Genomic DNA, 11,553 nt, shown 5'->3' with positions numbered 1-11,553 from the left:
ATCCCACAAATTGTGACGCACATCTTGCAGAAAGCCTTTTTCAGACACGCTCTAGAATGCAGTAAATAAATATTTTCAGAGAGACTGGGTAAATATATGGAAAATGTGATTCGGAAACTGTATGGTATGTATATGGATAATGACAATAGAGAAAAAAATGAAATGTCAGTAATGCATGATGATTTATGTAAAGAGAAAAAAGAGAAGGCATACCAGTGCTATCAGAAATTGAGAGTTCAACTGACAGATGAGCTTGCTGAAGAACTGGATGAACTGATGAATAAACATATGGAAATATATCCACAGGAGCTGGAAGAAAGTTTTGCCATGGGATTTAAAACAGGGGCAAGGCTGATGTGCGAGATTTTCAGTGAAGAAACAGAATGATTGTAAAGCAGATATGGCAATTCTCCAGATAAAGTATGATTTTAGAGGATTGCCATAGGTTTGATAAGTGGGTCTGACATATAATTTTTGATAACATGATCAGGATAATTTATGGTTGTTGAACGTTATCAGAAATTGTGAGGTTGTCAGACGTAATTTCATTCAGGAGATATTCTATAGTATGCATATGTTCGTTCATAACTTTTTCTGCAAGAGGTGCATCATTATTGGTTATTGCCTGAACAAGCCGAGTGTGCTGGGAATCAATCTCCGGTGCATCGTTATTTTTCTGCATAAGATAGGAACGTATTCCAACGATCATATTTTCAGTAATCTGTGCAGAGGCATTTAATACACTCAGTATTAATGGATTGGCAGAAATCTGAGCAATTTTCAGATGCAGATCACGATCCAGATCACCGCGGATTTTTTCATCCTGAGTGCTGTCCAGTCTGGCAATGATAAGCTGGAGTTCAGCAGCATCCAGCGGTGTACAGTTTTGGGCGGCGAGAAAAGCAGCTTTGCTTTCCAGTGCGCCTCGAAGCTGCAATGCATCCTGAATTTTGCTGTTGTACATTTGAAATATGATAGACAGAGGTTCAGTAAGACAGCTGTGAAGATCAGTTGCAATATAATTGGCACCGCCATGTACGCTGACAGTAATCCCGAGCAGGGAAAGAGCCTTCAGGACTTCTCGTAATGCTGGTCTGGAGATTCCGAATTCTTCTGCCAGAATACGTTCAGCAGGAAGTGCATCGCCGGGTTGTAATTCTCCGTTTTGGATATTTTCGATAATTTGTTTCAGAACATCGTTGAATGTACTGGTTTTATCTATTTTTCTAAACATTTATTTTCCTCTTTCCTGGTACATCGTTTCGTAAATAACTATACCAATCGCGTAAGATGCGGATTCGAGTGTGCAGCTCTATATCAGATAACTGTTCCGCAGAGATTTCTTTGATTATTAAATAGTTACATACATCTAATATTATAACGGATTGAAAGGGAGATGCAACTGATTCCTACAAAATTTCTAAAAGTGTAAAATTTTTGTGTTGCTGAGAACGGAGTGAACAGTAACAAATTTTTGCAGTTTTTTTATAAATTTTATAATTATATTAGAAATTAGACAAATTTCTCTCACATTTATAGGTTATGATATTTACATCTTAAGGAAATGACGTACCTTAAGAGAAAATCTTTCCTTTCCCTAAAAAGTGTAAAATGAACGTGAATCACCGCTTAGCCGACAAGATCGACGGAGAAGCGGTGATTTTATTATGTCACTGAAGCAGGATTCTTTCTTATAAACCTCTGTAACGATTAAGACAGGCATAAATTTCCTGAATACGGGGAGTAGCGTAACCACAGGAAATTTTTTGATTCTCCGTAAAAAAGGACAGACCATGTAAAGAGAGATTTTTCCAGAGAAACTGCACAATCTCAGGCAGGGTACGTCTGCCGTCTGCCAGATGTTCAACTGCATATTTCAGCAGGAGACCTAAGGCAGCGGTCTGTTCTGCGTCAATAAGCTGTTCTGTATAGCGGAGATCAATCTCCTGTCTGCCGAGAGAGAAGCCATCTGTTCCGGAGATTCTGGTTTTCAGGCGCTCAGGTTTTGTGGCACCGGAATCGGAATGATTTCCACGACTGTTATGTCTGAGGCGCTTAGAAGATTCGGCAGGTCTGCTCATAATGCGATGGCTGTGCGGAAGCTGAAAATCAGTAACTGAAACAGCAGGCAGAGGATATTGGCTGCATAATTTTTTGACAGAAGTTGTAATATCTTTTGGAACGTAATTGTCCATCTGGATAATTGTATCTGCAATATGAAAGAATGCCCCGGAACTTCCGGCAACAAGAATTGTAGAAATCCCTGCTTTTTTATAAAGATCTTCTGCACGCTCCAGAAACGGAGTGATCGGCTCTTTCTCACGCTGAATAACCTGCTGCATGAAAGCATCGCGAACCATGAAGTTAGTTGCGGAGGTGTCTTCGTCAAGAAGAAAAAGGTGGCTTCCGGCTTCCATGCTTTCTACGATACCGGCTGCCTGGGAAGTGCTTCCACTGGCATCCAGTGTAGAGAAACAGCGGGTATCTTTCTTGTTTGGAAGATCATTTATAAACATGGAAATATCCACATCCTTGATAAAACGGCCATCTTCTGAACGCAGTTTGACAGCAGTTGCATCTGTGATCACGTATTCACGTCCATCTCCGGGGATATGATTGTATACACCAAGTTCAAGTGCATTCAGAAGCGTGGATTTGCCATGATATCCACCGCCTACGATCAGAGTGATTCCCTTTGGAATCCCCATGCCTGTGATTTTTCCTTTATGGGGAAGATTTATGGAAATGCGCAGACTGTCCGGAGAAGTAAAGGGAATGGAAGCTTTCATAGGGCGGGAGGAAATACCGCTTTCTCTTGGGAGGATGGAGCCGTCGGCTATGAATGCGCAGAGATTTTTTGCGGGTAGCGTCTGACGGATAAATTCCTGATCCTCTGCAAGCTCTATATAATTCTGTAATTCCTTTGCATTAAGGCTGGAATAGAAAAAGGATTTTTGAATGCATACAGGCAGAAAATCAAAAAGGATTTTCTCCAGTTCAGTGGCATTGATCGTGCGGCCATTAGCAGGGAAGCCCACAAAAAAGCGGGCGGTTATGCCTTTTTCTGTTATTTCACAGGCTGTCCGGGAAAGAATCTCCTGACCACAATGACTGACAGTGAGCAGGCCGCTTTTGCCGGAGCCTTTTGCACGAAAGCTGTACTGACTGACCTGTTTTTCAAACTGACGTGTAAGATAGTCGCAAAGAGTAGTCCCGGTAAGTGTATCTTTATAATATTCGACGGGAAATCCGGCATCTCTGTGTGAAATCTGAATGCTGACATGAGAGGGAGAAGCAAAAGGATCTCCCTGCACATGGTCGATGGACAGAATATAATTTCCAAAATGATACAGACCTTTCAGCCCTTTATATGCCGGATAACTTTTGCGGTTTATGGAACGAAGCTGCTGACGCAGTTCCTCTGAATTTTTCATGACAGAACCTCCTGGTATTGCAGATATTTTTATAATAATCCTCGCAAATAATGAATTTGAGAGGAGAAACATTAACCTGCCATCAACTATAGCGGAAATGAATCATAATGTCCACTGACAAATAAATATTAATCATATGGAAAATTTTCAGAGGATGTTTTATAATGAAAAACAGGTAATTGTTCAATATCATTACATAATAGCGAACTGATGAATAGTTACCGTTATCAAAGCAATACTATGAATGACAGTCATAAAGAAAGGCGGAACAGTAAATGGAACGTAGAAATGCATGGCTTTCTTATACAGAAGCAGAAGAAAAAGAACTGGAGCAGGTTGCAAAAGCGTATCGCAATTTTCTTAATGTGGGAAAAACAGAGCGTGAATGTGTGACGCAGATCATCAGAGAAGCACGGGCAGCAGGTTATGAATCTCTGGAAGAGAAGACTGCGAAGGGTGAGAAACTGAAAGCAGGAGATAAAGTTTATACAGTCGGAATGAAGAAGATCATTGCACTGTTTCATATCGGACAGGATGATATTTCTGAGGGAATGAATATTCTGGGAGCACACATTGATTCTCCACGTCTTGATGTCAAACAGAATCCATTATATGAGGATACGGATCTTGCATATCTGGATACCCATTATTATGGTGGTGTTAAGAAATACCAGTGGGTGACTCTTCCCCTGGCAATCCATGGCGTAGTGGTAAAGAAAGACGGAAGTACAGCAGAAGTAAATATCGGTGAGGATGAGGATGATCCGATCGTATATATCACAGACCTTCTGATCCATCTTGCAGGAAAGCAGATGCAAAAAAAAGCGACAGAAGTGATCGAGGGAGAGAATCTGGACATCCTGATCGGCAGCAGACCACTGAAAGACATGGAAGATGATAAGAAGAAAGAGGCAGTAAAACAGAATGTATTGAATATCCTTAAAGAGAAGTATGATATGGAAGAGGAAGATTTTCTTTCTGCAGAGCTGGAGATCGTACCGGCAGGAAAAGCAAGAGAGTGTGGTCTGGACAGAAGTATGATCGCTGCTTATGGACAGGATGACAGAGTGTGCGCATATACTTCTCTGCTTGCAATGCTTGGGATGGACACCCCGAAACACACTTCCTGCTGTCTGTTTACTGATAAAGAAGAGATTGGAAGCGTAGGTGCAACCGGTATGCAGTCACGTTTCTTTGAGAACGCAGTGGCTGAACTTCTGGATGTAATGGGATGCTACAGTGATCTGAGATTGAGAAGAACTCTGAAGAATTCCAGTATGCTTTCCTCTGATGTAAGTGCTGGTTATGATCCGGCTTATGGGGAGGCATTTGAGAAAAAGAATGCAGCTTATCTTGGAAGAGGTATCGTATTAAATAAATTTACCGGAGCAAGAGGTAAATCCGGCTCGAATGATGCAAATGCAGAATACGTGGCAAGAGTCAGAAATATTTTTGACAGCCATGAAGTTGCGTTCCAGACAGCTGAACTTGGTAAAGTTGATGTAGGCGGAGGCGGAACAATCGCTTATATCGCAGCGCTTTATGGAATGGAAGTCATTGACAGCGGTGTGGCAGTGCTCAGTATGCATGCACCATGGGAAGTGACAAGTAAGGCAGATATTTACGAAGCTAAGAAAGCATATAAGGCATTTCTGCTGGAAGCATAAAAAGTCAGGCAGATGCGGAATAAAAATATGAAGAAATCGTGGAAGCTGTATCGTTTCTGATAACAGAGACTTGCAGATTCCGCAGATAAGGGCAGAGCTTTTGGAAAACTGAAGCGCTGCCCTTTTAACATATAAGTGAGGTTATGATTGTAAAAGGTATTTCTGATATCTTACGAAAGACAGGTTGCGATTCTGTAAGATCTGGATTGGAGCAGGATATTTAATAGACAGGAGGGAAAGATGGAGGAAGCGCTGATCAGAGTAAAAGATTTGTGTAAAATATATAATCCCGGCGAGAATGAAGTACGGGCGCTGGATCATATTAATCTGGAAATTAATAAGGGTGAGTTTGTTGCTATTATCGGACAGTCAGGTTCGGGAAAGTCTACATTTATGAATATGCTGGGTTGTCTGGATGTGCCTACATCCGGCGAATATTTTCTGAATGGAACTGATGTGTCCACAATGGAAGATAATGAACTCTCAGAAGTCAGAAACCGGGAGATCGGATTTATTTTTCAGGGATTTAATCTGATCTCAAATCTGACTGCAATTGAAAATGTGGAACTACCGCTGGTTTACAGAGGGGTAGACAGAAAAACGAGACATAAGCTGGCAGTAGAGTCACTGACCATGGTAGGGCTTGAGAAACGTATGGATCACAGACCAAATGAAATGTCAGGAGGACAGCAGCAGAGGGTGGCTATTGCAAGAGCAATCGCGGCCCAGCCACCGGTGATCCTGGCAGATGAACCTACAGGAAATCTGGATTCTGCATCCAGTAAGGAGATTCTTCAGATTCTTAAAAGTATGCATGAGCAGGGAAAAACGGTCATATTGATCACACATGATAATGGGATTGCTGCTCAGGCAAGGCGTGTAGTCAGAATTATGGATGGAAAGATAGAGTCAGATTTTATCAATAAAAACTATGGGAAAGAAGAATATATAAAAAATCAGCTGGATGCATAAACCCGGTTACAAGGAGACAAATATTATGAAAAAAAAGAAAAGTAAAAAGAAAATTATTATTGGAGCAGCGGCTGTTCTCGTTGTTGCCGGCGGAGTTACAGTAGCAGGTCAGAGGAATTCCACAGAAAATCAGATCCCGCAGGTTCAGGTGGTAATTGCAGAGAAGGGTGATGTTGAGGAAATTGTAGATGCTACAGGAACAGTGGGAAGTGAAGAGGAGAAGACCTATTATTCTCCTGTAAATGCAGAGCTGAAAACGGTTTCTTTTGCCCAGGGAGATGTGGTGAAAAAGGGAACAAAACTGATCGAGTTTAATACAGAGGATCTGGAGAAAGATAATCGGAAAGCAGAACTGAATCTGAAATCAACAAAGTATGATACAAAGGATACAAGAAATAAATCTGACAAAGCAGAGAAGAAGCAGAAGGATGCCAAAAAGAATGTTCAGGAGCTTGAGAAGAAAATAAAGGATAAAAAAGCTTATGTCTCGTCTCTGAAATCACAGATTTCAGCGGCAGCAGCAGCGGCACAGCGTGAAGCGGCAGCTCAGGCATCCGCACAGGCAGCAGCTCAGGCTCAGGCACAGCAGCAGGAAGCTCAGGCAAAAGCCCAGGCAGAGGCAAAGAAACAGGAGGAAATCCAGAGTAAATATCAGGCCGCACTTTATACATACAAGACGGAGACTCTTCCGCAGTACCAGCAGCAGCTCTCAGATCTGAATGCACAGTATAATCAGGCACAAAGCGATTATAATCAGGCAGACACCACATATCAGATGGCATTTGCAACATGGCAGGCAGACCCTTCAGATGAGAATACACAGGCTCTGGATAATGCGGAGGCTGCAAGAACACAGGCACAGCTCGCAATGCAGCAGGCACAGCAGACTTATAATGATCTTAAGCAACAGACACCGAAAATGCCGGTACTTTCTGATTTCACAGAAAGCAGTGCAGATTACTCATGGGGAATTTCAGACGGTTCAGATGCAGATGACAGCGATGGGGAAGATTCTTCCTCCTACGGATATGATTACAGTGGAAGTGATGGCGGGACAGTAACTGCGGATACTTCTGCTCTGGAAAGTGCACTTGAGACAGCAAGCGATGAACTTGCAGAGCTTCAGTCAGATCTGGCTTCTGAGAAAGCTATCGCAGAGGCAGATTCCACAAGCCTGACAAAAGAAGAAAAAGAGAAACTGAAAGTAACAGATAATCTTTCCGAACTGGACGCAAAATCAGCCGAGGAGCTGGTGAAGGAAGGAAAGAAAGGAATCACCGCGGAATTTAACGGAATCATATCCAAGGCAGATATTAAGCAGGGAGCAGCAGTTACTCAGGGTATGGAACTGTTTACTATTGAGAATACAGACAAGGCAAGTGTGGATGTGACTCTCTCTAAATATGATTATAATACAGTGAAAGAGGGGCAGTCTGTTGAGATTACCTTGGGGGATAATACTTATCAGGGTACTGTAACAAAAATGAGTCATATTGCGGTGCAGAATGAAAAAGGAACGCCGGTCATTTCAGCAACAGTAAGCATTGATAATCCGGATGAAGATATTTTCCTGGGAGTAGATGCCAAGGTTAAGATTCATGCGGCTTCTGCGAAAAATGTGGTGACTCTTCCTGTGGAAGTGGTCAATATCGGAAAAGAAGGCTCCTTCTGCTATGTGATAGAAGATGGACTGGTGACAAAGAGAAATATTACCACAGGAATCAGCTCAGAGGATTATGTGGAAATTACGGACGGAATTAAAGAAGGAGAAGAAGTAATCGCAGATCTGGGTGATTACACAGAGGGAATGGAAGTACAGGCAGTTCCTGAACAGACAGGAGAGGATGCCGATGAGTAATCTGTATGAATATATCAAGATGGCAGTCCATAACATTATGGCAAATAAGGGACGTTCTTTTCTGACTATGCTTGGCATTATCATTGGCATTGCTTCTGTAATTGCCATTGTATCTGTGGGTGAAGGAACCAAGAACCAGATGAACAGTGAAATTGATGATATCGGCGGCGGGCAGATTGCCATCAGTGTCAGCGATGAGGCACAGACAGATGAGGAGTGGATCACTGCGGATGATGTGGAAGCAATCCGGGCGGTAGACGGTATAGAAGGAGTAAATGTTTCGGATTCATTCAGTGGAGAAACTACCACAGGTAAGGGAAATTTTTCTCTTATGCTGACGGGTGAGGGACCGGATGCAAAGCTGTTAAATAATGCCACCATGAAGCATGGAGTATATTTCGGGGAAAATGAAGTTCAGGAAGCCAAAAATGTCTGTGTGCTTTCCGATGCAGATGCAAAAAGACTCTTTGGCACAGATGATGTGGTTGGAATGACTGTAGATGTCAATTGTTATGGACTGACCAAAAGTCTTCGTATCTGCGGGGTGACAACCCAGAAAGAAAATGGAACCTTTGTCAGTTATACTTATGAGGGAATGCCGGTGACTATTAATGTTCCCTATACTACAATGAATGAATTCACCGGTGTATCCGATTACTTTTTCTCAGTAACAATGCAGGCAGATAAGAGCTTAAACAGTCAGGATGTTGCTGACAAAGTGGTAAAACTGATGGAAAAAAGACATCAGTGTGCAGGAAAAGATTACTTTCAGGTACAGAGCTTTCAGGATATTATGAGCTCTATGAATCAGATGCTGGATATGGTGACTGCTTTTATCTCCTTTGTGGCGGGAATTTCCCTTCTGGTTGGCGGTATCGGCGTTATGAATATTATGCTGGTTTCCGTAACAGAACGTACCAGAGAGATTGGTATCCGTAAGTCACTGGGAGCGAAAACCTCTTCTATTATGATGCAGTTTCTGGCAGAGGCGGCAATTCTGACGGTGATTGGAGGGGTGATAGGAATTGTTCTGGGTGTGATTGGCGGATATGTGATCTGTTCAATCATAAGCAGCAGTATGGGAATGTCCATCACTCCGGGAATCAGCCTGAGTACAATTATGGCGGCGACTTTGTTTTCCTGTGCTGTGGGAGTATTCTTTGGAATTTATCCTGCGAAGAAAGCAGCAAAACTGAGCCCGATCGAGGCTTTGCGGCGGAATTAATGAAAACAGGACTGCGATGGTATTTTGGTGTTCTGATATCATTACAGAATAGTTGTAAATTGTTATAATTTTGCGAATCAAAAGAAAAAAATAAAAAATTCAAAAAAAGTGTTGACAAATGTTCCAGTATAGAGTAGAATACTCATTGTTGTGAGGGACACGAGATAAGAACTTCACAAGGATGTGCGTTTAGCTCAGCTGGATAGAGCGTTTGGCTACGGACCAAAAGGCCGGGGGTTCGAATCCTCTAACGCACGTAGAACCGCTAGAAATCAAGGCTTCTAGCGGTTATTTTTTTGATTGGCCAGTCCTGAAATTACTTCCATGAGAAGCGTTGGAAAATGTTCTGAAAGGAACTTTATAAAGGTTAGGCATGGACGTGGAAAAGGGCTATACAATAAATAAATGAAAAAGAAACGCTGGTTCCGGTAAATACCGGTTCCGGCGTTTCTTTTTATAATTTTCGGATCATTGCGCTTCCATGCAGATCGCATACAGGATCTGCAAACAGATGGTTTTTCAGACAGAATTCCCCGACCGCTTTTCGACATCCGGAAAACTGTGTACTGTACACATCGTGGATCAGGAGAACTCCTCCGGTGGCCAGGCGTTCATAGAACAGAGGAAGTGCGGCTGCAGTTGGAGCATAGAGATCTGCGTCCAGAGATACAAAACAAAAAGTTTCATCTGTGACATCGGAAAAGGTATCCGGAAACCATCCTTTGTGGATCACAGTACGTGTAGGATCAGGCATAACATGAAGAACAGAGTCAATATCAGTAGAAGAAAAATCACCTGTTTTGGCACGGGACAGATTACCGGAGGCTTCTATTGTGATATCCTTTTCTGAAAAGCCCTCAAAAGTATCAAAAAGATGGATTTTTCGGTCTGGAAAGGCTGCACTGATTAGGGAAGAAAATTCACCTCGAAAAACACCTAGTTCTGCAACATTTCCCGGAATATCCAATTGATAGATCTGCTCAGATAAAAGACGCATAACAGCAACCCGTGCGTCAAACATGCGAAGGACGGAGGGATCACGAAAAGGTCCGTGATAACCTAAGTTTTCCATCTGCTTTATCATAGAATTGCGCCGTTCTTCATCCAGAACTCCCAGGATGACCAGATCCGGGAGAAGTGCTGCTGCAGTATCCGGAGAACAGACTGGAATATTTCCAATATATGATCCGTGTTTATGGGGGTCATTATCAGCAAAGCACAGGAGCTGACAGGGACTGCTGAGAAGTCTTGCGGTCATTTGTCCAATTTGTCCGGCACCAAATATTACAGTTTTATATACTGATTTTGCCATCATTTTGATGTAGCCTTTCTGTCAGCGCGAACCTGGATCATCTGTCCTGTGATGGAGATGGCGATTTCAGCCGGTGTTTCTGCTTTGATCTCCAGTCCTATAGGTGAGATGATATGGTTTAAATCTTGTTCATTAATGTTGTATTCTTCAATCAGACGGCGAAATACAGCAGCTTTTTTTGCACGGCTTCCAATGACGCCTATATAACATGCAGGTGTAGCGAGAAGCTGTGCCTGTACAATGGTATCATAGGAATGTCCACGTGTCATGACGCAGCAATAATCAGCAGCTGTAATAGAAACATACTGGTCCAGATGGTTGAAATCACAAAGTATTGTTTCAACTGCTCCTGGGAAAAGAGCAGGATTTGTAAATTCCGGCCGGTCATCCAGGACAACACAGCGAAAATCAACGCTTGCAAGGATTGGGACAAGCTTTTGTGAGACATGTCCGCCGCCGAATACATAGACAGTTCCTGAGGTTCCAATCTGTTCAGAAAACAGATCATAATCTTCACTGTGATATCGGTGTGGCTTTGTAGACAAAGAAGATAATACAGAAGAAGGAACATTGGCAGTTCCGATGAGACCGCATGCAGGACTGTAGAGGCTCACACCGGAGGTGGTGAGAAGATCGCAGATCAGCCAGAAATCTTTTCGCTCTTCATAGAATTTTTCAGCAGTTTCCGTGATTTCCATAATAATCGGATCGTTATGATCAAGATACTGGAAAAAGGCCGTAACATCACCACCACAGATCATACCAATATTTTCAACATCTTTATGATTCAGCCGGAATTCATGCTCGCAGGATTCCTTTTTTTCAAGAATATCCAATGCCATACATTCAGCACGATATTCTACAGCTCCACCTCCGATGGTTCCGGAAATTCTGCCGTTTTTTCCGACCAGCATGCGGGAACCGGCACCTCTTGGTGTAGACCCTGAGGATGCTGTAACGGAAACAAGTACAAGATCGTTTCCCTCCAGGAATTGTTGTTTTATTGTCTGAAATAATGTTCTCATATAATAAAATACCTCCTAACTAAATTAAGTGATTTTTCTGCTCCAGTTGTGTACGTCTGC

General features: G+C 42.5%; 10 protein-coding genes and 1 tRNA gene. 7 read left to right on the top strand and 4 right to left on the bottom strand.

Translation table 11 applies throughout. The features are described 5' to 3' along the window. The coding region (locus LJE11_RS20815; RefSeq protein ID WP_420359805.1) for a DUF6783 domain-containing protein at positions 1-65 on the top strand (65 nt) is incomplete at its 5' end. A 31-nt stretch (positions 66-96) separates the two neighbouring features. After that, a complete protein-coding gene (locus tag LJE11_RS11815) occupies positions 97-387 on the top strand; it encodes a DUF6809 family protein (RefSeq protein WP_008708052.1) in 291 nt (96 codons plus the stop codon). Between the two features lie 109 nt (positions 388-496). Here the strand turns inward: LJE11_RS11815 and LJE11_RS11810 are convergent, their stop codons facing one another. Then, the gene (locus LJE11_RS11810) at positions 497-1,234 is read right to left on the bottom strand and encodes a FadR/GntR family transcriptional regulator (protein ID WP_008708053.1); all 738 of its coding nucleotides are present in this window, start codon (positions 1,232-1,234) and stop codon (positions 497-499) included. 457 nt (positions 1,235-1,691) lie between these two features. Next, the gene (locus LJE11_RS11805; protein ID WP_227296004.1) at positions 1,692-3,434 is read right to left on the bottom strand and encodes an ABC-ATPase domain-containing protein; all 1,743 of its coding nucleotides are present in this window, start codon (positions 3,432-3,434) and stop codon (positions 1,692-1,694) included. 275 nt (positions 3,435-3,709) lie between these two features. Here LJE11_RS11805 and LJE11_RS11800 point away from each other — a divergent pair, with 275 nt between their 5' ends. The 5 genes from LJE11_RS11800 (at position 3,710) to LJE11_RS11780 (ending at position 9,413) form a co-directional block, all read left to right on the top strand. Further along, positions 3,710-5,101: an aminopeptidase gene (locus LJE11_RS11800; RefSeq protein ID WP_196027652.1), complete on the top strand. Its 1,392-nt coding sequence runs from the start codon at positions 3,710-3,712 to the stop codon at positions 5,099-5,101. Positions 5,102-5,341: 240 nt separating this feature from the next. Beyond that, complete coding sequence (locus LJE11_RS11795) at positions 5,342-6,073, top strand: ABC transporter ATP-binding protein (protein WP_008708059.1); 732 nt, start codon at positions 5,342-5,344, stop codon at positions 6,071-6,073. 25 nt (positions 6,074-6,098) lie between these two features. Continuing rightward, entirely contained in the window at positions 6,099-7,931 is a 1,833-nt protein-coding gene (locus tag LJE11_RS11790; RefSeq protein WP_227296003.1) for an efflux RND transporter periplasmic adaptor subunit, read from the top strand. Continuing rightward, entirely contained in the window at positions 7,924-9,156 is a 1,233-nt protein-coding gene (locus tag LJE11_RS11785; protein ID WP_008708063.1) for an ABC transporter permease, read from the top strand. Before LJE11_RS11790 ends, LJE11_RS11785 begins: the two co-directional genes overlap by 8 nt. A 183-nt stretch (positions 9,157-9,339) precedes the next feature. Then, positions 9,340-9,413, top strand: a tRNA-Arg gene (locus tag LJE11_RS11780). Positions 9,414-9,610: 197 nt separating this feature from the next. Here the strand turns inward: LJE11_RS11780 and LJE11_RS11775 are convergent. Both LJE11_RS11775 and LJE11_RS11770 read right to left on the bottom strand, forming a co-directional pair. Further along, positions 9,611-10,471: a TylF/MycF/NovP-related O-methyltransferase gene (locus LJE11_RS11775; protein WP_008708066.1), complete on the bottom strand. Its 861-nt coding sequence runs from the start codon at positions 10,469-10,471 to the stop codon at positions 9,611-9,613. Further along, complete coding sequence (locus LJE11_RS11770) at positions 10,468-11,493, bottom strand: XdhC family protein (protein WP_062807448.1); 1,026 nt, start codon at positions 11,491-11,493, stop codon at positions 10,468-10,470. Before LJE11_RS11770 ends, LJE11_RS11775 begins: the two co-directional genes overlap by 4 nt. Positions 11,494-11,553: the final 60 nt, after the last annotated feature.

The organism is Blautia sp. DFI.1.216 (assembly GCF_020594215.1).
Classification (GTDB): Bacteria; Bacillota; Clostridia; order Lachnospirales; family Lachnospiraceae; genus Blautia_A; species Blautia_A wexlerae.
The sequence above is the reverse complement of the archived record's forward strand: the minus strand, read 5'-3'. Positions and strand labels throughout refer to the sequence as shown.

What these genes read in the sequence shown, in the direction of transcription:
- LJE11_RS11800 (WP_196027652.1), top strand. Translation starts at nt 3,710, where the DNA reads ATGGAACGTAGAAATGCATGGCTTTCTTATACAGAAGCAGAAGAAAAA.
- LJE11_RS11770 (WP_062807448.1), bottom strand. Translation starts at nt 11,493, where the DNA reads ATGAGAACATTATTTCAGACAATAAAACAACAATTCCTGGAGGGAAAC.
- LJE11_RS11810 (WP_008708053.1), bottom strand. Translation starts at nt 1,234, where the DNA reads ATGTTTAGAAAAATAGATAAAACCAGTACATTCAACGATGTTCTGAAA.
- LJE11_RS11790 (WP_227296003.1), top strand. Translation starts at nt 6,099, where the DNA reads ATGAAAAAAAAGAAAAGTAAAAAGAAAATTATTATTGGAGCAGCGGCT.
- LJE11_RS11805 (WP_227296004.1), bottom strand. Translation starts at nt 3,434, where the DNA reads ATGAAAAATTCAGAGGAACTGCGTCAGCAGCTTCGTTCCATAAACCGC.
- LJE11_RS11775 (WP_008708066.1), bottom strand. Translation starts at nt 10,471, where the DNA reads ATGATGGCAAAATCAGTATATAAAACTGTAATATTTGGTGCCGGACAA.
- LJE11_RS11785 (WP_008708063.1), top strand. Translation starts at nt 7,924, where the DNA reads ATGAGTAATCTGTATGAATATATCAAGATGGCAGTCCATAACATTATG.
- LJE11_RS11795 (WP_008708059.1), top strand. Translation starts at nt 5,342, where the DNA reads ATGGAGGAAGCGCTGATCAGAGTAAAAGATTTGTGTAAAATATATAAT.
- LJE11_RS11815 (WP_008708052.1), top strand. Translation starts at nt 97, where the DNA reads ATGGAAAATGTGATTCGGAAACTGTATGGTATGTATATGGATAATGAC.